At 66.9% G+C, this 24,917-nt stretch carries 28 protein-coding genes; 16 read left to right on the top strand and 12 right to left on the bottom strand.

All coding sequences use genetic code 11. The features are described 5' to 3' along the window. Positions 1-64 precede the first annotated feature (64 nt). Positions 65-1,309 (bottom strand): urate hydroxylase PuuD, encoded by a 1,245-nt coding sequence (locus GU927_RS09785; RefSeq protein ID WP_161762430.1) that lies wholly within the window; start codon positions 1,307-1,309, stop codon positions 65-67. 220 nt (positions 1,310-1,529) lie between these two features. Between GU927_RS09785 and GU927_RS09790 the strand changes: the two genes are divergently transcribed. From GU927_RS09790 to GU927_RS09810, 5 genes are all read left to right on the top strand, one after another. Next, positions 1,530-2,882 (top strand): PDZ domain-containing protein, encoded by a 1,353-nt coding sequence (locus GU927_RS09790; RefSeq protein ID WP_161762259.1) that lies wholly within the window; start codon positions 1,530-1,532, stop codon positions 2,880-2,882. A gap of 112 nt (positions 2,883-2,994) precedes the next feature. Then, positions 2,995-3,927 carry a LysR family transcriptional regulator gene (locus GU927_RS09795; protein WP_161762260.1) on the top strand — a complete coding sequence of 311 codons (933 nt, stop codon included), beginning with the start codon at positions 2,995-2,997 and terminating at the stop codon, positions 3,925-3,927. Next, positions 3,927-4,598 carry a hypothetical protein gene (locus GU927_RS09800; RefSeq protein ID WP_161762261.1) on the top strand — a complete coding sequence of 224 codons (672 nt, stop codon included), beginning with the start codon at positions 3,927-3,929 and terminating at the stop codon, positions 4,596-4,598. Before GU927_RS09795 ends, GU927_RS09800 begins: the two co-directional genes overlap by 1 nt. 57 nt (positions 4,599-4,655) lie before the next feature. Continuing rightward, positions 4,656-4,871: a FitA-like ribbon-helix-helix domain-containing protein gene (locus GU927_RS09805; protein ID WP_161762262.1), complete on the top strand. Its 216-nt coding sequence runs from the start codon at positions 4,656-4,658 to the stop codon at positions 4,869-4,871. A 1-nt stretch (position 4,872) separates the two neighbouring features. Beyond that, the gene (locus GU927_RS09810) at positions 4,873-5,298 is read left to right on the top strand and encodes a PIN domain-containing protein (protein ID WP_161762263.1); all 426 of its coding nucleotides are present in this window, start codon (positions 4,873-4,875) and stop codon (positions 5,296-5,298) included. On the opposite strand, the gene uraH is transcribed toward GU927_RS09810, so the two are convergent. Next, positions 5,283-5,639: a hydroxyisourate hydrolase gene (gene uraH / locus GU927_RS09815; RefSeq protein ID WP_161762264.1), complete on the bottom strand. Its 357-nt coding sequence runs from the start codon at positions 5,637-5,639 to the stop codon at positions 5,283-5,285. The genes GU927_RS09810 and uraH overlap by 16 nt on opposite strands. 160 nt (positions 5,640-5,799) lie before the next feature. Between uraH and puuE the strand changes: the two genes are divergently transcribed. The 3 genes from puuE (at position 5,800) to GU927_RS09830 (ending at position 8,601) form a co-directional block, all read left to right on the top strand. Beyond that, on the top strand, positions 5,800-7,215 hold the full coding sequence (puuE, locus tag GU927_RS09820) for an allantoinase PuuE (protein WP_161762265.1): 1,416 nt from the start codon (positions 5,800-5,802) through the stop codon (positions 7,213-7,215). Next, on the top strand, positions 7,212-8,054 hold the full coding sequence (locus GU927_RS09825) for a bifunctional allantoicase/(S)-ureidoglycine aminohydrolase (protein ID WP_161762266.1): 843 nt from the start codon (positions 7,212-7,214) through the stop codon (positions 8,052-8,054). The genes puuE and GU927_RS09825 overlap by 4 nt, the downstream gene beginning before the upstream one ends. Before the next feature lie 73 nt (positions 8,055-8,127). Next, positions 8,128-8,601, top strand: a complete 474-nt coding sequence (locus tag GU927_RS09830; protein WP_161762267.1) for an ureidoglycolate lyase — start codon at positions 8,128-8,130, stop codon at positions 8,599-8,601. A gap of 3 nt (positions 8,602-8,604) precedes the next feature. On the opposite strand, the gene GU927_RS09835 is transcribed toward GU927_RS09830, so the two are convergent. The 5 genes from GU927_RS09835 to bhcA form a co-directional block, all read right to left on the bottom strand. Further along, positions 8,605-9,579 (bottom strand): type I glyceraldehyde-3-phosphate dehydrogenase, encoded by a 975-nt coding sequence (locus GU927_RS09835; RefSeq protein WP_161762268.1) that lies wholly within the window; start codon positions 9,577-9,579, stop codon positions 8,605-8,607. A 115-nt stretch (positions 9,580-9,694) separates the two neighbouring features. Beyond that, a complete protein-coding gene (bhcD, locus tag GU927_RS09840; protein ID WP_161762269.1) occupies positions 9,695-10,654 on the bottom strand; it encodes an iminosuccinate reductase BhcD in 960 nt (319 codons plus the stop codon). Positions 10,655-10,717: 63 nt separating this feature from the next. Next, entirely contained in the window at positions 10,718-11,881 is a 1,164-nt protein-coding gene (bhcC, locus tag GU927_RS09845) for a 3-hydroxy-D-aspartate aldolase BhcC (protein WP_161762270.1), read from the bottom strand. A gap of 5 nt (positions 11,882-11,886) precedes the next feature. Then, the gene (gene bhcB / locus GU927_RS09850; protein WP_217765582.1) at positions 11,887-12,870 is read right to left on the bottom strand and encodes a beta-hydroxyaspartate dehydratase BhcB; all 984 of its coding nucleotides are present in this window, start codon (positions 12,868-12,870) and stop codon (positions 11,887-11,889) included. A 58-nt stretch (positions 12,871-12,928) separates the two neighbouring features. After that, the gene (bhcA, locus tag GU927_RS09855; RefSeq protein ID WP_161762271.1) at positions 12,929-14,119 is read right to left on the bottom strand and encodes an L-aspartate--glyoxylate aminotransferase BhcA; all 1,191 of its coding nucleotides are present in this window, start codon (positions 14,117-14,119) and stop codon (positions 12,929-12,931) included. Between the two features lie 151 nt (positions 14,120-14,270). Between bhcA and bhcR the strand changes: the two genes are divergently transcribed. Then, entirely contained in the window at positions 14,271-15,083 is an 813-nt protein-coding gene (gene bhcR / locus GU927_RS09860; protein ID WP_161762272.1) for an HTH-type transcriptional regulator BhcR, read from the top strand. Between the two features lie 111 nt (positions 15,084-15,194). Here bhcR and GU927_RS09865 read toward each other — a convergent pair whose 3' ends face one another. Next, positions 15,195-16,367 (bottom strand): MalY/PatB family protein, encoded by a 1,173-nt coding sequence (locus tag GU927_RS09865; RefSeq protein ID WP_161762273.1) that lies wholly within the window; start codon positions 16,365-16,367, stop codon positions 15,195-15,197. A 222-nt stretch (positions 16,368-16,589) separates the two neighbouring features. On the opposite strand from GU927_RS09865, the gene def (GU927_RS09870) reads away from it, so the two are divergent. From def (GU927_RS09870) to fmt, 4 genes are read left to right on the top strand one after another with little or no spacing between them, the layout of a single operon-like run. After that, positions 16,590-17,111, top strand: coding sequence for a peptide deformylase (gene def, locus GU927_RS09870; RefSeq protein ID WP_161762274.1), 522 nt, complete (start codon positions 16,590-16,592; stop codon positions 17,109-17,111). Continuing rightward, a complete protein-coding gene (def, locus tag GU927_RS09875) occupies positions 17,111-17,614 on the top strand; it encodes a peptide deformylase (RefSeq protein ID WP_161762275.1) in 504 nt (167 codons plus the stop codon). The genes def (GU927_RS09870) and def (GU927_RS09875) overlap by 1 nt, the downstream gene beginning before the upstream one ends. Then, positions 17,611-18,114, top strand: coding sequence for a peptide deformylase (gene def, locus GU927_RS09880; protein WP_161762276.1), 504 nt, complete (start codon positions 17,611-17,613; stop codon positions 18,112-18,114). Before def (GU927_RS09875) ends, def (GU927_RS09880) begins: the two co-directional genes overlap by 4 nt. Next, entirely contained in the window at positions 18,111-19,007 is an 897-nt protein-coding gene (fmt, locus tag GU927_RS09885) for a methionyl-tRNA formyltransferase (protein WP_161762277.1), read from the top strand. Before def (GU927_RS09880) ends, fmt begins: the two co-directional genes overlap by 4 nt. Here the strand turns inward: fmt and GU927_RS09890 are convergent. The 3 genes from GU927_RS09890 to map all read right to left on the bottom strand — a co-directional run bounded on the left by GU927_RS09890 (position 19,004) and on the right by map (position 21,257). Then, the gene (locus GU927_RS09890; protein ID WP_161762278.1) at positions 19,004-19,453 is read right to left on the bottom strand and encodes a YaiI/YqxD family protein; all 450 of its coding nucleotides are present in this window, start codon (positions 19,451-19,453) and stop codon (positions 19,004-19,006) included. The two genes, fmt and GU927_RS09890, sit on opposite strands and share 4 nt — an antisense overlap. A gap of 4 nt (positions 19,454-19,457) precedes the next feature. Continuing rightward, positions 19,458-20,288 carry an S-formylglutathione hydrolase gene (fghA, locus tag GU927_RS09895; RefSeq protein ID WP_161762279.1) on the bottom strand — a complete coding sequence of 277 codons (831 nt, stop codon included), beginning with the start codon at positions 20,286-20,288 and terminating at the stop codon, positions 19,458-19,460. Between the two features lie 141 nt (positions 20,289-20,429). Further along, positions 20,430-21,257: a type I methionyl aminopeptidase gene (gene map, locus GU927_RS09900; protein WP_161762280.1), complete on the bottom strand. Its 828-nt coding sequence runs from the start codon at positions 21,255-21,257 to the stop codon at positions 20,430-20,432. Between the two features lie 136 nt (positions 21,258-21,393). Here map and GU927_RS09905 point away from each other — a divergent pair, with 136 nt between their 5' ends. From GU927_RS09905 to GU927_RS20630, 3 genes are all read left to right on the top strand, one after another. Then, positions 21,394-22,113 (top strand): competence/damage-inducible protein A, encoded by a 720-nt coding sequence (locus GU927_RS09905; RefSeq protein WP_161762281.1) that lies wholly within the window; start codon positions 21,394-21,396, stop codon positions 22,111-22,113. Between the two features lie 8 nt (positions 22,114-22,121). Then, positions 22,122-22,832, top strand: a complete 711-nt coding sequence (locus GU927_RS09910) for a GNAT family N-acetyltransferase (protein WP_161762432.1) — start codon at positions 22,122-22,124, stop codon at positions 22,830-22,832. A gap of 67 nt (positions 22,833-22,899) precedes the next feature. After that, on the top strand, positions 22,900-23,892 hold the full coding sequence (locus GU927_RS20630; protein ID WP_161762282.1) for an OmpA family protein: 993 nt from the start codon (positions 22,900-22,902) through the stop codon (positions 23,890-23,892). Positions 23,893-23,912: 20 nt separating this feature from the next. Here the strand turns inward: GU927_RS20630 and GU927_RS09920 are convergent, their stop codons facing one another. Next, on the bottom strand, positions 23,913-24,818 hold the full coding sequence (locus GU927_RS09920; RefSeq protein WP_161762283.1) for a LysR family transcriptional regulator: 906 nt from the start codon (positions 24,816-24,818) through the stop codon (positions 23,913-23,915). Positions 24,819-24,917 lie beyond the last annotated feature (99 nt).

Raw genomic sequence — 24,917 nt, forward strand, 5'->3', positions numbered from 1 at the left:
GATCTCTGACAAAAAAGGCGCATCCCGGAGGGGTGCGCCCTTTCGCAAAACCCGAGATGCGGGGTCACCCCTCAACCCCGCCCCGCTCTGCGGCGCGGAACCAGTCCACGATGGCGGCGCGTTCGGCGGGTTCGATGTAGCTGAGGTTGCCGGGCGGCATGGCATGGCTGATGCCCGCCTGCAGATAGATGCGCCGCGCCTCGTGCGCGATCTGGGCGGGGGTTTCGAGGACCACCCCCTTGGGCGCCCAATACATCCCTTCCCAGACGGGTTCTGCGGCGTGGCACATGGAACAGCGGCCCTGCACTATGGAGACCACCTCGTCAAAGCCGGTGGCCGAGGCATAGGTCAGCGCCGCACCCGACAGCGAGGCCCCCTCTTGCCCCGCATCGACGGTCCGCATGTTGGCCGTCGACAGCCATGCGATGACAAGGAACAGCACCGCCGTCACGCCCCATGTCCAATGCGGGCTGCCCTTGCGGGCGTGCTGGGTGTTGAACCAATGGCGGATGGTGACGCCCATCAGAAAGACCAGCGACGCGATCAGCCAGTTGTACTGCGTGGCAAAGACCAGCGGATAGTGGTTCGACAGCATCAGGAACAGCACGGGCAGCGTGAGGTAGTTGTTATGCGTGCTGCGCTGCTTGGCGATCTTGCCGTATTTCGGGTCCGGCGTGCGCCCCGCCTTGAGGTCGGCCACCACGATTTTCTGGTTGGGAATGATGACCATGAAGACGTTGGCCGACATGATCGTCGCCGTGAAGGCCCCCAGATGGATCAGCGCCGCGCGGCCCGAGAAGACCTGCGTATAGCCCCAGGCCATCGCCACCAGCACGACGAACAGCGCCACCATGAGCCCCGTCTGGTTGGCATTCACGAAAACCTTGCAAAGCGTGTTGTAAGCCAGCCATCCGAAGGCCAGCGAGGCCAGCGAGATCGCCACCGCCTGCCATGTCTGCAACTCCATCACGGTCGGGTCGATCAGGTACAGGTCGGACCCGAGGTAATAGACCAGAACCAGCATGGCGAAACCCGACAGCCACGTGGCATAGCTTTCCCATTTGAACCAGGTCAGATGCTCGGGCAGGCGGTCGGGGGCCACCAGATATTTCTGGATATGGTAAAAGCCGCCGCCATGGACCTGCCATTCCTCGCCATGTGCCTTTTCGGGCATTCCGGGCGCCTTTCGCAGGCCAAGGTCCAGCGCGATGAAGTAGAAGGACGATCCGATCCACGCGATGGCGGTGATCACATGCGTCCAGCGGGCGGCAATCTCGACCCATTCCCACAGCACGGCCCAGTCATAGATGCCTTCCATCGGCGCGGCTCCCCTCTCGTTTGCCAAAGGCTATACCGCCATGCATTCGCCTGTTAATCCTTCAAATAACCAATCACTTTCAAACCACGGCAAATAATGGCAAGCCGCCGGAGCAGGGATCGTGCCCCGGGGACATGACGCAAAGGCCCTTGGCAGGTCGCGTGGGCGGACCTAAGGTCCAGCGGGGGCGAGTATGTGGTTTGGGAGTGCCATGAAGGTAAAAGGTCGTGTGTCGGGGCTGGTTGCCGCCCTGTTTGTGCTGGTTCCGGCCCTGTTCGGCCCGTCAGGGGCAGAGGCGCAGAAAAGGGCCGCCTCGCCTTCACCCTATGTCTCCAACGCGCTTGATGCCGTCCTGCTGCCGGTCACGACATCGGTGGTGCAGGCCTTCAACCTGCCCAAATCTGCCAGCGGGGTCGTCATCGCCTCGGTCCAGCCGGGCGGGATTGCAGATCTTTACGGCATGGACCCCGGCGAGGTCATCACGTCGATCGCGGGCAAGCAGATCCGCCGTCCGGTCGATCTGGACTCGCTGGTGCGGTACAATCTGTCGGACGATGGCGACTATTTCTACATGGAAGGGCTGCGAAAGGGAAAACCCAAGCGGACCATCGTCTGGCTGGAACCCGACGATTACAGCACGACCCTACCCGTGCGCGAGGCACCGCGCTGGCGGGGCTATCGCGGCGAATACTTCGACTATGTGACGTGGTTCCGCCCCTATTGGTACGAGATCGAGGAGATCTACACCTATTCCTACACCTATGTCGAAGAGGTCATCGTCACCGACATCTTCATCAGCACGGTGTCGAGCAGCGAGAGTTACTTCTATTACGACTATACCGAGATCACGTCGGTCGAGATCCGCGAGGATTGGGTCTCGGTCGAGGAAGACATCTATTGCGGCGACGTGACGGGCTATGGCTGCGGGGTCGAGGAGATCGGCTATCCCGATGCCGACAGCTTTGACCCGCAAAGCTTTGCCGAGACGGGGGAAGAGGATGTCGGCGGCGATTACTGCAGCGCCTTCCCCGACGACCCCTATTGCACCGGCGAGGTGGCGGGGGCCACGGATTGCAGCGAAACCCCCGACGCGCCGGACTGCTTGGTCGAGGAGGCAGCCGCAGGTGATTACGGCACCGGAGAGGAGGGGGACGGGGCATCGGACGGGACTGCCTATGATGACCCCGCCTATGACGACACGGCCACCGATGACGCGGACGTCGCGGGCGAGGCGGGCTATGACGACACGACCGATGGCGACCTGTCCGGCGAGGAAGGCTATCAGGAAGAGTCCTATGACGAGCCGGTGGCCGACGACGCCACCGGGGAAGAGTCCTACGAAGAGCCGGCTGTCGAGGAAGGCTATGAGGAAGGCTCCTATGACGAGCCTTCGGCAGGAGAGGAAAGCTACGACAGCAGCGGCACCGACGAGGCCTATGAAGAGCCTGCCTATGAGGAACCCGCCGCCGAGGAACCCGTCTACGACGAACCGGCCTATGACGGGGGCGGCGAGGGTGGTGGTGAGTGCTATTTCGACGAGGACGGGGTCGAAATCTGTCCGTGACCGGACACAGGAAGGGGCGCCCCTCGCGCCCCTTTCTTTTCGGGCGTCCTTCTGGCATTTCTTGTAAATGCGCCACCGCTTTCAACGGGTGGCTTAAAATGGGCGCGTGCCGATGTCCTATGTGAACAACATCCGCATGTTCGTGCGGGTCTATGAACTGGGCAGCATGAGTGCGGCCGCCCGTGACCAGCGCTGTTCACCCGCCGTCGCCTCGGCCCGCATTTCCGAGCTGGAAAAGCATCTGGGCGTGCGGCTGTTCAACCGCACCACACGCAGCCTTCAACCGACCGAGAACGGCCGCATCTTCTATGACGGCGCGCGCCGCGTGCTGGAGGCGATCGACGAAGCCGAGGCGGCGGTGATGGACGTGACGCAGAACCCGCGCGGGACGATCTTTGTCGCGGCCCCGCTTGGCATCGGGCGGCGGTTCATCGCGCCCCATGTACCCGCCTTCAAGGACCAGTTTCCGCAGATCGACGTCCGCCTGCGCCTGTCCGACCGCGTGATCGACGTGACGGGCGAGGGGCTGGACATCGCCTTCCACCTCGGGCTGCTCGAGGATTCCACGCTGAAGGTGCGGCTGGTGGCCGATTGCCCGCGCGTGCTCTGCGCCGCGCCAGCCTATGTCGAACGGCGCGGGATGCCCGCCGATGGCGCGGCGCTTGTCAGTGACCGGCATGACTGTCTGAACCTGCGCTTTCCGGGGGCCAAGGAATTCCAGTGGACCCTGTCCACCCCCGACGGCCCCCGCCGGTTCGAGATCATGGGGCCCTTCGAATCCGATGATGGCGACGTGCTGACGGGCTGGGCGCTGGACGGGCGGGGGATCGTGATGAAACCGATCTTCGAGGTGGCCGAACATCTGAAGGCGGGCCTTCTGGTTCCCGTCGCCACCGCCACGCCGCCGCTGCCCACTCAGCTTTCGGTCCTGTCGCAGCACCGCAGGCTGAAGGACCCCAAGGTGCGGCTCTTCACCGATTACATCATCGCCCGCATCAAGGCCGACATGGCCGCGCGGATGGAAGGTCTGGGCGACCTGATCTGATGCCCGCGCTGCTGACCGTCCATGCCGAGGGCCAATGGCAGGTCGACCGTGCCGCAGGTACGGGCGACGATCTGGTCATCGCCTTTTCCAGCATCGGGCACGATCCGGCGCGGATGCCGTCGCCGGAATTCGTGGCATCTGCCACCGCAGGCGGGCGGCGGGCGGTCTTCGTGATGGATCGCGGGCGAAGCTGGGGCACGGAGGCGGGCTTCCTGCCCGCCCTGCGCGCGGGGCTGGCGGACGCCGGACCTGCCGCGCGCATCCTCTGCGTCGGGTCGTCCATGGGGGCGGTGATGGCCCTGCGCGCGGCCCCCGTCGCGGCGGCCACGGCCACGCTGGCCTTCGGCCCGCAATCCGACCTGACCGATCCGCGCTGGCACCACCTGACCCGCGGCCTGCCGCCCCTGCCCCTGCCCGCGCCGCAGGGCTGGACCATCCTCTGCCACGCTCTGGCCGACGATGCCGCGCAGGCGGCGGGCTTTGCGCCCGCCCGCGGCACCGACCACCTGCTCTTCCCCGCCATCGCCCATTCCGACCTGACCGCGCATCTGAAATCGCGCGGCCTGCTGGCGGGCCTTGTCGACGCGGCCCTGACCGGCGACCGCCGCCGCCTTCTGCGCATCGCCACCGGCGCGGGCGCGCTGCAACGCCGCCACCACCCGCTGCCCTAAGATATCACTGATCGCAGCCGTAACCCCTTTTGCGCCACAGCCAAGGGGGACCGGATCATGGCCAGCATCATCATCCGCAATCTGGAAGAGGACGTGAAAGCGCGGCTGAAACTGCGCGCCGCCTCGCGCGGGCATTCGATGGAGGAAGAGGCCCGCGACATCCTGCGCCGTTCCGTCGGGGCCGCCGATCCCCGCGCCGATCTGGGCACCGCCATCGCCGCCCGCTTCGCCGCGCTGGGCGTGACCCTGCCGCCGATGCAGCGGGGCGCGTGACGTGATCGTCCTCGACACCCCCGTCCTCTCGGCCCTGATGGACCCGACGCCCGATCCGCGCCTGCTGGAGTGGTTCGCGCGCAACCCTGCGGGAACGCTCTACATCTCCACCGTGACCGAGGCGGAACTTCTTGCCGCCGCCGCGCGCCTGCCGGACGGGCTGCGCCAGCGCACCATCGCCCAGATCGACGCCATGGTGGGCGAGGATTTCGCAGGCCGCGTCCTGTCCTTCGACAGCGCCGCCGCGCGCGATCTGGCCGCGATCCTTGCGCGATCCGCCCGCACGGGGCGCGCGCTGCCGATGGTTGCGGCGCAGAACGCCGCCATCGCGCGGGCAAACGGCGCGCAACTGGCGACGCTGGACCCCGCCGCCTATGACGGCTTCGGGATCGACTGTCTGGACCCGCTGGCTCAGGACCCGCGATAGGTCGAATAGGCAAAGGGCGAGATCAGCAGCGGCACATGGTAATGCTGCCCCGCATCCGGCACGCCAAAGCGGATCGGGATCTCGTCCAGAAACAGCACACCCTCGCCCGCCTGCCCCGTCGCGCGCAGATAATCGCCCGCCGAAAAGACCAGTTCATAGGTGCCGGTCGTGAACCCCTCGCCCGTCAGCATGGGCGCGTCTGTGCGGCCATCGGCATTGGTCACCGTCTCGGCGATCTTGTGATGCGCGCCTCCGCTGACACGGTAAAGCGCGATCCGCACCCCCGCCGCGGGCTTGCCCCGCGCCGTATCCAGAACATGCGTCGTCAACCGTCCGGCCATCTTGCGCCTCCTGCCTGTTGTCACGCCCATCCTAACCGCTTTCCGCCCGTTCCGGCGACCGCCCCGCAACCGGAAAGGTCTTATCGGCATTTTTTGATAATGCCTTTCGGAAATCCCGCCTAAGCTTTGCCCAAAGACCGCCAATTCAGGGACAGATGCAGTGAACCGTTACCCGCGCGACTTCCGGGGCCACGGCCCCAATCCGCCAGATGCGAAATGGCCGGGGGGGGCAAAGATCGCCGTCTCGCTGGTGCTGAACTATGAAGAGGGCGGCGAGAACAACATCCTGCATGGCGACGGGCAGTCCGAAGCCTTCCTGTCCGACATCGCCGGTGCCGCGCCATGGCCGGGGATGCGGCACTGGAATATGGAATCCATCTATGACTACGGCGCGCGGGCGGGCTTCTGGCGTCTGCACCGGCTGTTCACGCAGATGGATATTCCCGTCACCATCTACGGCGTGACCTCGGCCCTTGCGCGCAACCCCGAACAGGTCGCCGCGATGAAGGCCGCAGGGTGGGAGATCGCCTCGCACGGTCTGAAATGGGTCGACCACCGCGACATGCCAGAGGAGGAAGAGCGCCGCCAGATCGCGGAATCCTTACGCCTGCACGAAGAGGTGGTCGGTGAACCCCCGCGCGGCTGGTATACGGGGCGCTGTTCGATGAACACGGTCCGCCTGACCGCGGAAACCGCGCGGCTGGACTGGATTTCCGACACCTATGACGACGACCTGCCCTACTGGATGGAGGCGGGCGACCGCGACCAGTTGGTGATCCCCTACACGCTCGAAGCCAACGACATGCGCTTTGCCACCGCGCCGGGCTATATCGAGGGCGAGCAGTTCTTCACCTATCTGAAAGACAGCTTCGACACGCTCTATGCCGAAGGCCAGCAGGGCCGCGCCAAGATGTTCTCGATCGGGCTGCATTGCCGCCTGATCGGGCGGCCGGGCAAGATCGCGGGGCTGAAACGCTTTCTCGACTATGCGCGCGGGCATGAGGGCGTCTGGTTCCCCCGCCGCATCGACATCGCGCGGCACTGGGCGGCGACGCATCCGCACAAAAGGATCGAACGTCCGTCGCGCATGACGAAGGACCGTTTCGTCGAACGCTTCGGCGGGATCGTGGAACATTCGCCCTGGGTTGCGGAACGGGCATGGGCGCTGGAACTCGGCCCCGCGCATGACAGCGCGACGGGTCTGGCCAATGCCCTGCACCGCGTGCTGCGGACGGCCAGCCGCGACGAAAGGCTGGGCGTGCTGCGCGCCCATCCCGACCTTGCGGGCAAGCTTGCCGCCGCGAAACGCCTGACGCCCGAATCCACTGCCGAACAGGCCAGCGCGGCGCTGGATGCCCTGACGGACGAGGAACGCGCGACCTTCCAGCGGCTCAACACGGCCTATGTGGAAAAGCACGGCTTCCCCTTCATCATCGCCGTGCGCGACAACACCAAGGCGTCCATCCTTGCCGCCTTCGAAACCCGCATCGGCAACGACACCGACACCGAATTCGCCACCGCCTGCGGACAGGTCGAACGCATCGCGGAACTGCGCCTGAAGGATATCCTGCCATGACCGGCTATTACGCACCCCCGGGCGGTCTGCCCCCGCAAACCAGCCTGATGACCGGCCGCGCGGTGTTCACCGACGCCTATGCCTTCATCCCCAAGGGCGTATTCTCGGACATTGTCACCAGCTACCTGCCCAGCTGGGACAAGACGCGCCTCTGGCTGATCGCGCGGCCCATGACGGGCTTTTCCGAAACCTTCTCGCAATATGTGATGGAGGTCGCCCCCGGCGGCGGGTCGGACACGCCCGATCCGGACGCGGGCGTGGAACACTGGCTGTTCTTCACCGGCGGTCTGGCCACCGTCACCGTGGGCGGCGTCGGGACCGAGGCCGAGGCGGGCAGCTACTTCTACATCCCCGCCGGCACGCCATGGACCCTGCTGGCCGAGGGCGCCGAACCCGCGCGCTTCCATTGGCTGCGCAAGGTCTATGAACCCGCGCCGGGCGTGCCTGCGCCGGACCCCATCATCATCAACGAACGCGACCTTGCCCCCATCGCCATGCCCGACACGCAGGGACGCTGGGCCACCACCCGCTTTGCCGACCCGACCGACCTGCGCCACGACGCCCATGTGAACATCGTGACCTTCCAGCCCGGCGGCGTGATCCCGTTCGAGGAAACCCACGTGATGGAACACGGTCTCTACGTCCTCGAAGGCAAGGCCGTCTACAAGCTGAACAAGGACTGGGTCGAGGTGGAGGCAGGCGACTTCATGTGGCTGCGCGCCTATTGCCCGCAGGCCTGCTATGCCGCAGGCCCCGGCCCCTTCCGCTATCTGCTCTACAAGGACGTCAACCGCCACGCCAAGCTGCGCGGGCCGGGGGCCTTTGGCGCGCTGCGCTGATCGCGTCCATTTTCCGTCCACAAATATCCCGGGGGGTGCGGGGGGCTGGCCCCCCGCGGCAAAAGGCAGAACGATGCAGACCATCAAGATCAAACCCCTGACCGCCGAAGCCTTCGCCCCCTATGGCGAGGTGCTGGAGGCTGCGGGCGATTTCCGGCTGATCAATGCGGGCCTCTGCCGCCGCCACCATGACCGCGCGGGTCTGGACTTCGGCCCCGCCGGACGCGCGGGGATTTCCATCTTCAAGGCCGAGCTGCGGTCGCTGCCCTATGCCTTCAACCTGATCGAACGCCACCCCGACGGATCGCAGGCCTTCATCCCGATGTCCGCCGACCCCTTCCTCGTCATTGTCAGCGACGGGCCGACGGCCACGCCCCATGCCTTCGTCACGGACGGGGCGCAGGGCATCAACCTGCGCCGCGGGACGTGGCATGGCGTGCTGACGCCACTGGGCGGGCCGGGGCTATTTGCCGTGATCGACCGGATCGGCCAGACCCCCAATCTCGAGGAATACCGCTTTTCCGAAAGCTGGACGGTCACGCCCTAGGGCTCAGCCCATCCGCATCGCCACATCCAGCATCCGGTTGGAAAAGCCCCATTCATTGTCATACCAGCCAAAGACGCGCAGCATGCCGCCCGCCGTCACCCGTGTTTCGGGGCAGGCCATGACGATGCTTTCCGGCCGCGCCCGCAGGTCGGTCGACACGAGCGGCCGGTCCGTCGCGCCGATCACGCCACCCGCCGCGCGGAATGCGGCGTTCACCTCTTCCGCGGTTGCCCGCCGCTCTGTCATCACCGACAGGTCGACGCACGAGACCGAGGCGGTGGGAACGCGCACCGCCGACCCCTCGATCCGGCCCGCGATCTGGGGCAGCACCACATCGACAAGGCGGCTGGCCGAGGTCGTCGTCGGCACCATCGACAGCGCCGCGGCGCGCGAGCGCGGGTAATCGGCGGCAGGGGCATCCACCGTGGGCTGGCTGCCGGTATAGCAATGGATCGTCGTCATCGACCCCGTCACCACCCCCCAGCGGTCATGGATCAGCCGTGCCAGCGGCGCCAGCGCATTCGTGGTGCAAGAGGCGTTGGAGACGATCGCCTGCCCCGCAAGCGCCGCATCATTGGCCCCGAGCACGACCGTGAAATCCGCGGCCTTCGACGGCCCCGACACCAGCACACGCCGCGCCCCCGCGCGCAGGCCGCGTTCCGCCACATCGCGGGCATCCGCGCGGCCTGTGCATTCCATCACCACATCCACGCCCGACAGGTCCAGCGCCGATATGTCGGGCGTGCGGTGCAGCGGGATCGCCACCCCGTTCACCACCAGCGCCCCCGATTGCAGTGCCACGCTGCCGTGCCACGGGCCGAAGACGGAATCGTATTCGAAGAGATAGGCGCACATCTCGGCCGCCGCGATGTCGTTGATCCCCGCCACCGTCAGGTCCGGCCAGCGGTCCGGCGACTGGATCAGCGCGCGCAGCACCGACCGCCCGATCCGCCCGAAGCCGTTGATGAAGACGCGCATTGCCGAACTCCCCTGCCCGCTGGCGCACAGACAGACCACGGCCTGCGACGGGCTTCAATGCCTGAAACGCGATATGATCAAACGGCAGGATGGGCAATATTGCCCATCCCACGGGTCACAACGCCACCTCGATCCCTAGGCCCCGCTCGCGCGCCCGCGCCACGGCCACGGCGGCCACGGCCAGATCCTGCAGGCCCACGCCCGTCCCGTCGAACAGCGTGATCTCCTCTGCCGACCGCCGCCCCGCATCCGCGCCCGTCAGCACCGCGCCAAGCGGCGTGATGTCCCCCGCCGCCACCAGCCCCGCCGCCATCGCGTGCTGCGCCTCGCCGATCGTGACCGACTGCGCCACCTCGTCCGTGAAGAGCCGCGCCTTGGCGACAAGTGCGGTTTCCACCTCTTGCTTGCCCTTGGTGTCGGTGCCCATACAGGCCAGATGGGTGCCCGCCCGCACATGCCCCGCCATCAGCGACGCAGCGGGGGACGAGGTGATGGTGATGATCGCATCCGCCTCTGCCATCCGCTCCAGCGGCACGGCCTCGAAGGGCAGGCCCAGTTCCGCCGCCACCTCGGCCAGTTTCGGCAGCATCTCGGGATGCAGGTTCCAGCCGATCACGCGATCCCACTGCCGCACCCGCGCTGCCGCGCGCAACTGGAACCCCGCCTGATGCCCCGCACCGACCATCCCCAGCACCCGCGCCTCCCGCCGCGCCAGCCGGTCGATGGACAGGGCCGAGGCCGCCGCCGTCCGCAGCGCGGTCAGCAGGTTGCCCCCCACCATCGCCGTCGGACGGCCCGAGTCGGGATCGAAGAGATAGACCGTGGACTGGTGGTTGGTGATCCCGCGCGCCATGTTGCCCGGAAAATACCCCCCCGCCTTCACGCCCAGCATCCCCCCCGCGCGGTCCAGCCCGGATTTGAACCCGTACTGCCGCCCCTCGCCCAGCGCCTCGCGCACGACGGGGAAGTTGTAGGCCTGATCCCGCGCCATGGCGGCAAAGGTCGCCGCCACCGCGTCATAGGCATCCTGGGCAGAGACGAGGTCGGCAATCAGCGCCTCGGGAACGATCAGCATCGCATGTCCTTCGGGGAAAAGGGGGGAAGGCGCGCGCAGGCATCCCCGCGCGCGCCTGTCGGATCAATAGGCCTTGCCGCGCGCCGACACCGGCCAGACCACCTCGACCTTGCCGCCGCGCACGCCCACATACCAGTCATGGACGTTGCAGGTCGGGTCGCAATGGCCGGGCACCAGACGCAGCTTGTCATTGACCTTCAGCACGCCCTGCGGGTCGTCGATCACGCCATGCTCGTCGCTGCACTTGATGTATTTCACATCCGTCCGGCCATGGATGACCGGCAGCCCGCTATCAACCGACTGCGCCTTCAGCCCCGCGTCGCAGATCGCGCGGTCGGCCTTGGCGTGGGACATGACCGAGGTCAGGATGAACAGCGCATTCTCCCATTCCCCCTGATCAATCCGCTTGCCATCCTTGTCGAGGATGCGCCCGTAATCGGCATCCATGAAGGCGTAGGAACCGCACTGAAGCTCGTTATAGACCCCCGAATTTCCTTCGAAGTAATAGGACCCCGTGCCACCGCCCCCGACGATGTCGCAGTCGATCCCTTCCGCCTTCAGCGCATCGACCGCATCGCGCACCATGGCGACCGCGATGTCGATCTTGGCCTTGCGGTCCTCGTATTTGTCCATGTGCTGCATCGCGCCCTGATAGGCTTGGATGCCCGCGAATTTCAGCCCCGGCGCGGCGGCAATCGCCTTGGCCAGAGCCACCACCGCAGGCGTCGTCGTCACGCCACACCGCCCCGCGCCGCAATCGATCTCCACCAGACATTCGATGGTCGTGCCGTGCTTCACCGCCGCCGCCGACAGATCGGCCACATTGGCCGGATCATCCACGCAGCAGATCGTCCGCGCGCCCAGCTTCGGTATCCGCGCCAGACGGTCGATCTTGGCCGGATCGCGCACCTGGTTGCTGACCAGCACGTCCTTGATCCCGCCCCGGGCAAAGACCTCGGCCTCGCTCACCTTCTGGCAGCAGACGCCGCAGGACCCGCCCAGCCGTTCCTGCAGCAGGGCCACATCCACCGACTTGTGCATCTTGCCATGCACGCGGTGACGCACGCCCATCGCCTTGGCGAAGTTGCCCATCTTCACGATGTTGCGCTCCAGCGCGTCCAGATCCAGCACGAGGCAGGGCGTCTGGATATCCGCCTCGGCCATCCCCGGCAGCGCGGGGATGTCATAGCCCACTTCCAGCCCGTCCAGTTTCACAGGTGCGTTCATATCCCTTACCCCTTCATCCAAGGCAGCTTGTCCAGATCCACATTCCCGCCGGTCAGGATCACCCCGACCCGCTTGCCCCGGAACCGGTCCGGGTTCTTCAGGATCACCGCCAGCGGCACGGAACAGCTGGCCTCGATCACGATCTTCATCCGCTTCCAGTGCAGCTTCATCGCCTCCACGATCTCGTCCTCGGTCGCGGTCAGGACATCGGTCGCGTAGGTCTTCACGAAATGCCAGGTCAGCTCCTTCAGCGGCACCTTCAACCCGTCGGCCACCGTGTCGGGCGCATCATCCGCGATGATGTGGCCCGCGCGGAAACTGCGCGCCGCGTCATCGGCATTCACCGGCTCGGCGGCAAAGATCTCCACCTTCGGCGCGATGGCGGACAGGGTCAGGCAGGTGCCGGAAATCATCCCGCCCCCGCCGATGGGGGCCACCACGGCCTCCAGCCCCTCCACCTGCTCCATCAACTCGCGCGAGCAGGTCCCCTGCCCCGCGATGACGCGCGGGTCGTTGTAGGGATGCACGAAATCCGCCCCCGTGCGCGCCTGCACCTCGGCAAAGACCGCCTCGCGGCTGCTGGTCGACGGCTCGCATTCCACGATCACCCCGCCATAGCCGCGCACCGCATCCTTCTTGGCCTGCGGCGCCGTGCGTGGCATCACCACCGTGCAGGGTATCCCCCGCCGCCCCGCCGCATAGGACAGGCTCAGCGCATGGTTCCCGCTGCTATGGGTGGCAACCCCCCGCTCCAGCTGATCCTCGCGCAACCCGAAGACGGCGTTCGACGCCCCCCGCACCTTGAACGCGCCCGCCTTCTGGAAGTTCTCGCATTTGAAGAACAGCTCCGCCCCCGTCAGCTCGTTCAGGAACGAAGACGTCAACACCGGCGTGCGGTGGATATAGGGCCTGATCCTTTCATGCGCCGCGACCACATCGTCATAGGTCGGCACCACCATCTCTGCCATGTCGCGCACCCCTGCCTCCATTTTCCGTTCCCAAATATCCCGGGGGTCCGGGGGCTGGCCCCCGGTCCCGCCGCATCCGTCATTCCGCCGCCATGGCCATGGGCGCGGCCGACCCGCGATAGAACTCCGCCGCCGCCGCCACACCCGATCCCAGCCGCACGCCCCAGCCCAGATCGGCCATGCACATCTCGGCCGTCGCAAGGCCCCCCAGCACCATCACATCCGTCAGCATCCCCAGATGCCCGATGCGGAACACCTTGCCCGCCACCTCGCCCAGTCCTACACCGAAGGCCACGCCGTATTTCTCGGCCGCCAGCTTCACCAGATCGGTCCCGTTGCACCCCGCAGGCACCACCACCGCCGTCACCGTGTCGGAACAAAGATCCGCCGACGCCGCGCAGGGCCGCATCCCCCAGGCCGCCACCGCGCGCCGCACCCCTTCGGCCAGCCGCGCATGGCGGGCATAGACGGCCTCCAGCCCCTCGTCCTCCAGCATCTCGATGGACTTCGCCAGGCCCGCAATCAGCCCTACCGCGGGCGTGTAGGGATACCCCCCCGCCGCATAGCCCTTCAGCATGTCGCGGAAATCGAAGAAGGTCCGCGCCATCCGCGCCCCCTCCATCGCGGCAAGGGCCTTGTCCGACACGCCAAGGATCGCCAGACCGGCCGGCAGCATGAACCCCTTCTGGCTGCCCGCCACGGCGATATCCACACCCCAACCGGCCATGTCGAACGGCATCGACCCGATGGACGACACCCCGTCCACGAACAGCATCGCCCCATGCCCCGCCGCATCCATCGCCCGCCGGATGCCACCGATATCCGACCGCACACCCGTCGCCGTCTCGTTATGGGTCGCCAGAACCGCCTTGATCCGCCCGGCCCCATCAGCCCGCAGCGCCGCCTCGATGGCGGCGATCGGCGCGCCCTGCCCCCAGGGCGTCTCGATGATCTGCACCTCCAGCCCGTGGCGCTGGCACAGGTCGATCCAGCGGTGGCTGAACATCCCGAACCGCGCGGCCAGAACCGTATCGCCGGGCGACAGGGTGTTGGTGATCGCGGCTTCCCATCCCCCCGTGCCAGTGGACGGCAGGATGATCACCTCGCCCCCCTCCATCCGCAGCACGCGCCGCACCCCCGCCACCGCCGGACGGAACAGCCGCCCAAAGGCCGCCGAACGATGGTCGATCGTCGGCATGTCGCAGGCCTTGCGGATCACCTCGGGGATGTTGGTCGGACCGGGAATGAAGACGGGATTCTGGAAGGACATCGGGGCAACTCCACCTTGGATTGCCCTGACCCTACGCCCGCCGACCCGATCCCGCAATTTTTTCGAAAAGATTTTTCATTCAACGAAAAACCCGCTATCCTGCCGTCAAATCAACCGCTTGCGCTTTTTCACCCGAACCGGACGCCCGACAATGCCCACAAAACCCCGTGGCCGCCCCAAGGCCTTCCACGACAAGACCGACCAGAACACCGTCCAGGCGCTCGACCGCGCGCTGGGCCTCCTCTCCACCCTCGCCGCCCATCCGGGCCTGACGCTGTCGGAACTGGCCGAAACCTCCGGTCAGGCCGTCGCCACCGTCTTCCGCGCCCTCGTCACCCTGCAATCGCATGGGATGGTGGAAGTGGAGGAGCCCGGTCAGGTCTGGCACATCGGCCCTGCCGCCTTCCGCGTCGGCACCGCCTTCCTGCGCCGGACCAAGGTCGTCGAACGCGCGCGGGGGCCAATGGACCAGCTCATGCGCGACACCGGCGAAACAGCCAATCTGGGGGTCGAGGTGGGGGATGAAGTCCTTTTCCTCAGCCAGGTCGAAACGCACGAGGCGATCCGCGCCTTCTTCCCCCCCGGGACCAAGGCGCCCATGCATGTCTCGGGCATCGGCAAGGCGCTGCTCGCCTGGTATCCCGAGGACAAGGTCAGGGGCATCCTGTCGCGCAAGGGGATGGAACGCTTCACCACCCTCACCCACACCTCGGACAGCGCGCTGTTGCGCGACCTTGCCCGCACGCGCGAACGCGGCTTTGCCATCGACGATCAGGAACGCGCCGAAGGGATGCGCTGCGTCGCAGCCCCCATCTTCAACGCCCATGGCGAACCCGTCGCGGGCCTGTCGGTCAGCGGCCCCGCCTTCCGCATGGCGCTGTCCGACGCCGCCCGCCTTGGCGCCCTCGTCCGCGCCGCCGCGGATCGGGTGACCGAGGCGACGGGCGGCGAAAGACCCGCCTGATTTCATCTCGGCCCAAATACTCGCAGGGGGAGAGGGGCGCGCGCGCCCCTCGGGGGGCGGCAGCCCCCCCTTTCGCACAGGCGTGCCGCCGGGAACGGCGGCTCCGCGTGATTATTGCAGGTCGCGGAACGCCGCCTGCATCCGCGCCACCGCCTCCTCCACCATCGCGCGGGGGGCGGCGATGTTGAACCGCAGGAAGCTTTCCCCGCCCGCCCCGAAGCTCGACCCGTGGTTGGTGGCGATCTTCGCCTCCTTCTCGACCCGCGCGATGAATTCCGCCGCGTCCATCCCCGTGCCGGAAAAATCCAGCCAGGCCAGATAGGTCGCCTCCAGCGGCATGGACCGCAGCCCCGGAATGGCCGCCATCCCCGCATCGAAGACCCGCCGGTTCCCGTCCAGATAGGCCATCAGCGCATCCACCCATGCCGCGCCTTCGGGCGAATAGGCCGCCGTCGCCATGTGCATCCCGAAACTGTTGCCCGAAATGCCCAGCGCCATGATCTTCGCCGCGAACTTCCCCCGCAGCACGGGGTCCGCGATGATGACATTGCCCGTATGGCTGCCCGCGATGTTGAAGGTCTTGGTCGTCGCCGTCATCATCACCAGCCGGTCCGCGATATCCGGCGCGGCCAGCGGCATCGGCACATGCGTCTGCCCCGGATAGACCAGATCATGGTGGATCTCGTCCGAGACGAGGATCAGGTCATGCCGCTTGCAGAACTCCGCCACCCCGCGCAGCTCGGCCGCCGTCCAGACCCGCCCGCCGGGATTGTGGGGCGAGCAGAGGATGAACATCCGCTCTGTCCCCGTCATCATCGCGTCCCAGCCGTCGAAATCCATCTCGTAACGGCCATCCACCACCGCCAGCGGACATTCCCGCACCTCACGCCCCGCCGCTTTGATCGTGCGGGCAAAGGCGTGATAGACCGGCGTCGTCAGCACCACCGCATCCCCCGGCGCGGTGAACGCCTCCAGACACAGCCCCGTGCCATTCACCAGACCGTGGGTGGTGAAGATATCCCCCGTCTCGACCGACCAGCCGTGGCGCGTTTGCATCCACCAGCGGATCGCCTCCAGATAGGCGCTGTCATCCCCGAAATAGCCATAGACCCCATGCGCCGCCATCCGGTCCACCGCCGCCTGCACGCAGGCCGGCGGGCGGAATTCCATGTCCGCCACCCACATGGCAAGCCCGCCCTCGGCAGGGACGCCATAGTACTTCTCCATCATGTCCCATTTCACGCAATGGGTGCCGATGCGGTTGATCGGGGTGTCGAAGTCCATGTCCGCCCTCTGTTCGCTGTGACAGGCACAGGCATAGCAAGACGGAACCTTCGTTCCAAGATGGAAATTTGAAGCGATACAATGTTCCGAAATTTCATACCTACATAGAACATTTTACCGATAAAGCGGAATTATCCGGAATACTGGACCAAGGCCACCGCCCGCCACCCCGCTCCTGTCCCGCCATTGCAGGACCGGCCCCTTTTCCGCTAATCAGGCCGCATGATCCGTCCCATCCTGATCCATCCCGACCCGCGCCTCAAGAAGCTCTGCGAACCCGTCGCCGAGATATCGGCAGACATGGGCAAACTGGCCGAGGACATGCTGCAGACCATGTATGATGCCCCCGGCATCGGCCTTGCCGCGCCGCAGATCGGCGTGACCAAGCGGCTGATCGTCATGGACTGCGTCAAGGGCGAAGATCAGGCCCCCCGCCCCATCGCCATGTTCAACCCCGTCATCACATGGTCCTCCGAAGAGCTGTCGACCTACGAGGAAGGCTGCCTCTCCATCCCCGACCAATATGCCGAGGTGCAGCGCCCCGCCGAGGTGCGCGTGACATGGACCGGCCTTGACGGCAAAAGCCACGAGGAACAGTTCGCCGGTCTCTGGGCCACCTGCGTGCAGCACGAGATCGACCACCTGAACGGCAAGCTCTTCATCGATTATCTGGGCCCGCTGAAACGCCAGATGATCACCCGCAAGATGGAAAAGCTGAAGCGCGAACGCGCGCGGCAGGGCTGATGGCGGTCCTGCCCGTCCTGACATGGCCCGACGCGCGGCTGTCCACGCCCTGCGTCCCCGTCCTGCCGACCGATGCCACGCGGGCGCTGGCGCAAGACATGCTCGACACCATGTATGCCGCCCCCGGCCGCGGCCTTGCCGCGCCGCAGGTGGGGCATCTGATCCGCCTTTTCGTGATGGATGTGACGTGGAAGGACGGCCCCCCCGCCCCGCGCATCTTCTTCAACCCCGTGATCCTGTCGCGCGGCACCGCCACCGCGACCGGCCCCGAAGGCTGCCTGTCGATCCCCGGCATCACCACCGACATCACCCGCGCCACGGAAATCCACCTGCGCTGGACCGATGCCGAGGGGCGGCCACAGGAAGACACCCTGACCGGCTTCGCCGCCATCTGCGCCCAGCACGAGATCGACCATCTCGACGGCATCCTCACCCTTGACCGCCTTTCCCCCGCCGCCCGCGCCCGCGCGCTTGCGGCCTATGACGCAGCGAACGCCCCATGACCGCCCGCCCCTGCCTGCCCTGGCCCCACCCCGTGCTCAAGACGCCCGCAGCGACGGTCGATGCCATCACCGACGAGATCCGCGCCATCTGGACCGACATGATCGACACGATGGAGGCGATGCCCGGCTACGGCCTTGCCGCGCCGCAGATCGGCATCCCCCTGCGCCTTGCCGTGGTGGACTGTTCCACCGAACGCGGGCAGGCGATCCGCATGGCCAACCCCGAAGTGCTGCACGCCAGCGTCCAGCCCCGCGAACATGAGGAGGCATCCCCCAACCTGCCCGGCGTCTCGGCGGTGATTGAACGCCCCCGCGCGGTCACGGTCCGTTTCGTGAACGAACAGGGGGAAATCGAGGAACGCGACTTCGTCCACCTCTGGGCGACCAGCGTGCAGCACCAGATCGACCATCTGGCGGGCAAGATGTATTTCGACCGCCTCTCGCCCCTGAAACGCAAGATGCTGCTGGCCAAGGCGGAAAAACTGCGGAGGCGCGGGTGAAGATCGTCTTCATGGGCACGCCCGATTTTTCGGTCCCCGTGCTGCGGGCCCTCGCCGCGCGGCATGACATCGTGGCGGTCTACACCCAACCCCCCCGCCCCGCCGGACGGGGCAAGGACCTGCGCCCCACGCCCGTCCATGCGGCGGCCGATGCACTCGGCCTGCCCGTCCGCCATCCCGCCAGCCTGAAGGGGGCCGACGAACAGGCGTCCTTCGCCGCACTTGGCGCGGATGTGGCGGTGGTGGTGGCCTATGGCCTGATCCTGCCGCAAGCGATCCTCGACGCCCCGCGCATGGGCTGCCTGAACATCCACGCCTCGCTCCTGCCGCGCTGGCGCGGCGCGGCCCCGATCCATCGCGCCATCATGGCGGGGGATGCGGAAACCGGCATCTGCATCATGCAGATGGAGGCGGGCCTCGACACCGGCCCCGTCCTGCTGCGGCAGGCAACGCCCATAGGCGCGGAAGAGGTGACGTCCGAACTTCACGACCGCCTCTCGCAGATGGGCGCAGGGCTGATCCTTTCCGCGCTCGACCGCCTGCCCGACCTGACCCCCGAAGCGCAACCCGCCGAAGGCGTCACCTATGCCGCCAAGATCGACAAGGCCGAAGCCCGCATCGACTGGACCCGTCCCGCGGTGCAAGTCGACCGGCTGATCCGCGGCCTGTCACCCTTTCCGGGCGCGTGGTGCATGGCGGGGGGCGAACGGGTGAAACTCCTGCGCGCACGCCTTGCCACGGGCAGCGGCGCCCCCGGCAGCGTGCTGCACGGCCTGACCATCGCCTGCGGTGACGGCGCGGTCGAGATCACCCTTGCCCAGCGCGAAGGGAAGAAGGCGCAGGTGCCAGAAGATTTCCTGCGCGGCTTCACCCTGCCCGCGCGGCTGGACTAACCCTTCGCCTGCCGGATCACCCGCTCCAGCACTTCCAGAAACCGCGACCTGTCGGCCTTGGAAAAGGGCCGCCCGCCGCCCTGCCGGAAGGGATCAGCGCTGCGCAGGTCCGCCATCAGATCGCGCGTCGCCAGAGCGTTGCCGATGTTGCGGTCGGTCAGCACCTCGCCATTGTGCTTCACCACCACGGCCCCCGCCGCCACCGCCTTGGCGGCCAGCGGGATATCCCCCGTCACCACCACATCCCCCGCCCCGCATTGCGCGGCGATCCACTTGTCGGCCTCGTCCGGCCCGTCCGCCACATAGACCATCTCGACCAGCGGGCTTGTCATCGGCCTGATCCCGCCATTCGACACGACATACATCCGCACCCCGTGGCGGGCCGAGACACGCCCCGCCTCCTCCTTCACGGGGCAGGCATCGGCATCGACGAAAAGCCGCGTCACCCCGTCAGCCCAGCAAGGCCTGCGCATGGAAGGCCACATGTTCCTCCATGAAGGTCGACACGAAGAAATAGCTGTGGTCATAGCCCTTCTGCATCCGGAACGACCCGCCCTGCCGCCGCGCCGCCATCGCCTCGGCCAATGCCTCGGGCTTCAAGAGGTCAAGGAACTGGTCCGCCGTCCCCTGATCGATCAGCATCGGCCCGTCGAACCCATAGCGCCGCATCATCAGCGTGGCGTCATAGCCCGCCCATGCGGATTCATCCGCGCCCAGATAGGCGGTGAACTGCTTGCGCCCCCAGTCGGACGCCACCGGATTGCAGATCGGCGCAAAGGCCGACACCGACCGGAACCGCCCCGGAAAGCTCATCGCCACGGTCAGCGCGCCATGCCCGCCCATCGAATGGCCGGTGATCGCCTGCGCCGCCTCGGCCAGAGGAAAGGCGGAAAACAGCACGTTGGGCAATTCGTCGGTGATGTAGTCCCACATCTGGAAATGCGGCTCCCACGGGCTTTCCGTGGCGTTCACATAGAACCCCGCGCCCTGCCCCAGATCATAGGCCGGATCATCTGCCACCCCCGCCCCGCGCGGGCTGGTATCGGGAAAGACCAGCGCGATGCCCGCCTCGGCCGCCCAGCGCTGCGCGCCGGATTTCACCATCGCGTTCTCATGCGTGCAGGTCAGGCCGGACAGATACCACAGCACGGGAACCGGCCCGTCCTCGGCCTGCTCGGGCAGGAAGAGGCCAAAGGTCATGTCGCAATCGCAGGTGCCCGACGGATGCGAATACACCCCCTGCACACCCCCGAAGGCACGGCTTTCCGATACGGTCTTCATCGATCACCTCGCATTGTCAGGGTGAAACTTTCACGGGGCGCAAAGGGATGCAACCCACCCTTCCCCCTTCATCTCGGCCCAAATACTCCGGGGGTCCGGGGGCAGGGCCCCCGGCGGCCTGCCCGCCCGCGCCGCGGCGGGCTATTGCGTCGGATGGAATTTCCCCGCGGGCGAGGCGGTGAAGATCTGGCACCCCGTCGCCGTCACGCCAACGGAATGTTCGAACTGCGCCGACAGCGACTTGTCCCGCGTGATCGCGGTCCAGTCATCGGCCAGAACCTTCGTCTCGGGGCGGCCAAGGTTCACCATCGGCTCGATGGTGAAGAACATCCCCTCCTCCAGCACCGGCCCGCTGCCCGCCCGCCCGTAATGCAGCACGTTGGGCGGCGCATGGAAGACCCGGCCCAGACCGTGGCCGCAGAAATCGCGCACCACGCTCATCCGCTGGCTTTCGACATAGGACTGGATCGCATGGCCGATATCGCCAAAGGTATTCCCCGGCTTCACCGCCGCGATCCCGCGCATCAGCGCCTCGTGCGTGACATTGATCAGGCGCTGGGCAAAGGGCTTGGCCGTGCCCGCGACATACATCCGGCTGGAATCGCCGAACCAGCCGTCCACCACAACGGTGACGTCGACATTCAGGATATCCCCGGCCTGCAGCACGTCATTGCTGCGGCCGGGAATCTTGCTGCCCGGAATCCCGTGGCAGACCACATGGTTCACGCTGATGCAGGAGGCATGGCGATAGCCCTTGTAACCGATGGTGGCCGACACCACGCCCAGCCGCTTGACCTCTTCGGTGATGAAGGCGTCGATGTCGCCCGTCGTGGCGCCCGGCACCACCAGCGGACCCACGGCATCCAGTATCCCTGCCGCCACGCGCCCCGCTTCGGCCATGCCCGCGAAATCCGCATCCTCGTAGATGCGGATTCCGTCCTTCGTGATGCGCCCGCGCGTCTCGTCCACTGGTCAGAACCTTTCCTGCGTCAGCGCCTAGATAAGCAAAGCCTCTTGCAAAGGCCAGACCTGCGCCGTCCCGCCCCCTTTGAAACCGTGCCCGCGCGGCCTATACCCGTCCCACGCCCGCCGGAAGGAGACCGTAATGCCCAATCCCACCGCAGCCATGCTCGTCATCGGGGACGAAATCCTGTCCGGCCGCACCCGCGATTCGAACATGCACCATCTGGCCCGCCGCCTGACCGACCACGGCATCCGCCTGACCGAGGCGCGCGTCGTGGCCGACGACCACCCCGCCATCGTCGCCGCCGTGAACGAGCTGCGCGCCCGCTACGACCATGTCTTCACCTCGGGCGGGATCGGCCCCACCCATGACGACATCACCGCCGAGGCGATCGCGGCGGCCTTCGGCGTTGCCATCACCCACCGCGCCGACGCCATGGCCCTGCTTGCCGCCCATTACGACCGCGCGGGCCTGCCCTTCAACGAGGCCCGCCAGCGCATGGCCCGCATCCCCGACGGCGCGACCCTGATCGAAAACCCCGTCTCCACCGCGCCGGGCTTCACCCTTGGCAATGTCCATGTCATGGCCGGTGTTCCCAACATATTCGAGGCGATGCTCGCAGGCGTCCTTCCCACGTTGACGGGCGGCGCGCCGCTTTTGTCGCAATCGCTGCGCGTGAACCGGGGCGAGGGCGAGATCGCCTCGGATTTCGCGGCCCTCGCGGCCGAGTTTCCCGACCTCTCGATGGGCAGCTATCCCTTCAACACCAACGGCGTCTACGGCACCAACCTCGTCATCCGCGGCACCGATCCGGCGCGGATCGACGCGGCCATGACGCGCCTTGCCGCGATGTTCCCGTGACCGGTGCGATGACCCCCGCCCGTCTGGCCGCACTGGCCGAGGCGACATGGCCCCCCGCCGCCACGCACCGCGCGGGGCCGTGGCTGATCCGCGAAGGTCAGGGGGGCGGGCAGCGCGTCTCGGCCGCCTCACCTGCCGCAGACTGGACCGATGCCGACATCCCCGCGGCCGAGGCGGCGATGCGCGCGCTGGGGCAGCACCCGCTTTTCGTCATTCACCCCGCCGACGCCGCGCTGGATGCGGCACTGGCCGCGCGCGGCTATGCCCTGCACGACGCCGTGGTCGCCTATGCCGCCCCCACCGCCGGGCTTGGCGCGGAAGAGCCTTCCTTCCTGTCCACCTTCCCCCATTGGCCGCCCCTGTCCGTCACCCGCCAGATCTGGGCCAAAGGCGGAATCGGCCCCGCCCGTGTTGCCGTCATGGACCGCGTCACGGGGCCGAAAACCGCCATCCTCGGCCGCACGGGCGACCGCGCGGCGGGGGCGGCCTTCGTCGCGCTTCAGGGCAATATTGCGATGCTTCACGCGCTTGAAACAGTCCCCGCCCTGCGCCGCCAGCGCTGCGCCCACAACATCTTGCGGGCCGCCGCCCGCTGGGCCCGCGATCACGGGGCCGACACGCTGGCGCTTCTGGTGACTGAGCGGAACGCCGCCGCCCGCGCGCTCTATGCTTCCCTGCAAATGCAGGTTGTGGGACAGTATCACTATCGGAAGCAATAGCCCGAAGAAGGCCGAGCAGTTGAGAATATCCCCGACCGAACGCCCGCACCGGACCCTCCGGCGACTGGTGACTGCGCTTGCCCGCCCCGCACTGGCCCTGCCCTTGCTGGTCGCGCTGCAAGCGCCGGTTCTGGCCTTCGACCTTGTCCTTCCCTCTGCTGCCAAGCCCTCGGGCGAACGGGTCGAGGCGCTGGCCTCCCACGCCGTCGCCACCGGACCGTGGAAGGCGGGCACCCTGCCCACCACCACCGCCGAAGGCAGCCTGCGCCAGACCGCATGGAAACTCGCAGGCGCCGACAGGGGCACGCTCGACCTGCTGCGCCCCCTGCGCGACCAGATCACGGCGGCGGGCTTCACCACCGTTTTCGAATGCGAAAGCACAGGCTGCGGCGGGTTCGACTTCCGCTATGGCATCGAAATCCTGCCTGAACCCGAAATGCATGTGGACCTCGGCGATTTCCGCTTCCTCGCCGCCCGTCGTGACGGCGGGAATGGCCCCGAATGGGTCACCCTGATTGTCAGCCGCTCTGCCGATACGGGCTTTGTCCAGCTCACGGAGATCGGCGCGCCGGTGGCCGGTGAGGATGTCACCCTCTCCACCAAATCCGACTTCACGCCCGATCTGGCCGAAACCGGCAGCATCGACCCCGCACCCGCCGCCCTGCCAGCCAATCCCGTCACGGGCCCCGTCGCACAGGCCCTGTCCGCCGGTCAGGCTGCAGTGCTGGAAGACCTGTCCTTCGCCTCGGGCGCGGCGGACCTGACGGCGTCCGACACCGACTCGCTGCGCCAACTGGCCAACTGGCTGGTCGCCAATCCCGACGCACGGGTGGAACTGGTGGGCCATACCGACGCCTCGGGCAATGCCGGTGCCAACACCGCCCTGTCACTGGCACGGGCCGAAGCGGCGCGCAGCGCGCTCCTCGCGCTGGCCGACATCGACCCCGCCCGCATCACCGCGCGCGGCGCCGGCCCCGACAGCCCCCGCGCCACCAACGACACCCAAGAAGGCCGCGCCCAAAACAGAAGGGTCGAGGCGATCCCCGCCCCGACCCTCTGACCGCGTCCGTTCGTCGGACCTCACCAGTTATCCGGTCCCTTGTCGATCAACTGCCGCGCAAGGAAATCGATGAAGGCGCGCACCTTGGGCTGGGTGAACCGCCCCGGCGGATAGACCGCATAGATGCCCAGCACCTCGGTCGGCAGTCCAGGAATGGCCTCTTCCACCAACCCCTGCCGCATCGCATCCGCGTAAAGGAAGGACGGCAGATAGGCGATCCCCAGACCGGAAATCGCCGCATTCAGCAGCGATTGCCCGTCATTCACCGTCAGCCAGCCCACCGACCGCACCTGCCGCTTTTCCCCCGACGGCGCGGTGATCTTCCACACATTGCCATTGGCCTGATTCGAATAGTGCAGCAGCTTGTGTTCGTTCAGGTCGTCGATCTTCATCGGACGCCCGTATTTCTGGAAATAGGACGGCGAGGCGATCATCCGCTTCGTCGTCTCGGTCAGCTTGCGCGCGCGCAGCGAGCTGTCCTCCAGCTCGCCCACGCGGATCGCCATGTCGAACCCTTCGGAGATCAGCTCCACATAGCGGTTGTTCAGGACCATGTTCACCGTGATCTCGGGATATTCGATCAGGAAATCCCCGAGGATCGGCGACAGCAGGTTCACCCCGAAATCGGTCGCCACGGAAATCCGCAGCAGACCCGACGGCGCCGACTGCATCGACGTGACCAGCGCATCCGCCTCGCCCGCATCGTTCAGCACCCGCCGCGCGCGGTCGTAATAGGCAAGGCCAATCTCGGTGGGCGACACCCGCCGCGTCGTCCGGTTCAGAAGGCGGGCCCCCAACCGCGCCTCCAGCGCCGACACGTGTTTGGACACGGCGGATTTGGAAATGCCCATCTTCTTGGCCGCATCCGTGAATCCGCCCTGGTCCACCACGGTGGCGAAGGCTTCCATTTCCGTCAGTCGGTCCATTGTTACCCTCTGGCAAGCTATGAGGTCGTCTTGCCAAGGATTGACCGCGAAATCGGGCAGGATCGGGGCGCAGGCGGGGCCGATCAGGGGTTTTCGTGG

Source organism: Paragemmobacter amnigenus (genome assembly GCF_009908265.2).
GTDB classification, from domain to species: Bacteria; Pseudomonadota; Alphaproteobacteria; order Rhodobacterales; family Rhodobacteraceae; genus Paragemmobacter; species Paragemmobacter amnigenus.

Excerpts from the sequence above, each read along its gene's own strand:
- GU927_RS09790 (WP_161762259.1), top strand. The coding sequence starts at position 1,530 with ATGAAGGTAAAAGGTCGTGTGTCGGGGCTGGTTGCCGCCCTGTTTGTG.
- GU927_RS09795 (WP_161762260.1), top strand. The coding sequence starts at position 2,995 with ATGTCCTATGTGAACAACATCCGCATGTTCGTGCGGGTCTATGAACTG.
- GU927_RS09800 (WP_161762261.1), top strand. The coding sequence starts at position 3,927 with ATGCCCGCGCTGCTGACCGTCCATGCCGAGGGCCAATGGCAGGTCGAC.
- GU927_RS09805 (WP_161762262.1), top strand. The coding sequence starts at position 4,656 with ATGGCCAGCATCATCATCCGCAATCTGGAAGAGGACGTGAAAGCGCGG.
- uraH (WP_161762264.1), bottom strand. The coding sequence starts at position 5,639 with ATGGCCGGACGGTTGACGACGCATGTTCTGGATACGGCGCGGGGCAAG.
- GU927_RS09825 (WP_161762266.1), top strand. The coding sequence starts at position 7,212 with ATGACCGGCTATTACGCACCCCCGGGCGGTCTGCCCCCGCAAACCAGC.
- GU927_RS09830 (WP_161762267.1), top strand. The coding sequence starts at position 8,128 with ATGCAGACCATCAAGATCAAACCCCTGACCGCCGAAGCCTTCGCCCCC.
- GU927_RS09835 (WP_161762268.1), bottom strand. The coding sequence starts at position 9,579 with ATGCGCGTCTTCATCAACGGCTTCGGGCGGATCGGGCGGTCGGTGCTG.
- bhcD (WP_161762269.1), bottom strand. The coding sequence starts at position 10,654 with ATGCTGATCGTTCCCGAGGCGCTGATTGCCGACCTCGTCTCTGCCCAG.
- bhcC (WP_161762270.1), bottom strand. The coding sequence starts at position 11,881 with ATGAACGCACCTGTGAAACTGGACGGGCTGGAAGTGGGCTATGACATC.
- bhcB (WP_217765582.1), bottom strand. The coding sequence starts at position 12,870 with ATGGAGGCAGGGGTGCGCGACATGGCAGAGATGGTGGTGCCGACCTAT.
- bhcA (WP_161762271.1), bottom strand. The coding sequence starts at position 14,119 with ATGTCCTTCCAGAATCCCGTCTTCATTCCCGGTCCGACCAACATCCCC.
- bhcR (WP_161762272.1), top strand. The coding sequence starts at position 14,271 with ATGCCCACAAAACCCCGTGGCCGCCCCAAGGCCTTCCACGACAAGACC.
- GU927_RS09865 (WP_161762273.1), bottom strand. The coding sequence starts at position 16,367 with ATGGACTTCGACACCCCGATCAACCGCATCGGCACCCATTGCGTGAAA.
- def (WP_161762274.1), top strand. The coding sequence starts at position 16,590 with ATGATCCGTCCCATCCTGATCCATCCCGACCCGCGCCTCAAGAAGCTC.
- def (WP_161762275.1), top strand. The coding sequence starts at position 17,111 with ATGGCGGTCCTGCCCGTCCTGACATGGCCCGACGCGCGGCTGTCCACG.
- def (WP_161762276.1), top strand. The coding sequence starts at position 17,611 with ATGACCGCCCGCCCCTGCCTGCCCTGGCCCCACCCCGTGCTCAAGACG.
- fghA (WP_161762279.1), bottom strand. The coding sequence starts at position 20,288 with ATGAAGACCGTATCGGAAAGCCGTGCCTTCGGGGGTGTGCAGGGGGTG.
- GU927_RS09905 (WP_161762281.1), top strand. The coding sequence starts at position 21,394 with ATGCCCAATCCCACCGCAGCCATGCTCGTCATCGGGGACGAAATCCTG.
- GU927_RS09910 (WP_161762432.1), top strand. The coding sequence starts at position 22,122 with ATGACCCCCGCCCGTCTGGCCGCACTGGCCGAGGCGACATGGCCCCCC.
- GU927_RS09920 (WP_161762283.1), bottom strand. The coding sequence starts at position 24,818 with ATGGACCGACTGACGGAAATGGAAGCCTTCGCCACCGTGGTGGACCAG.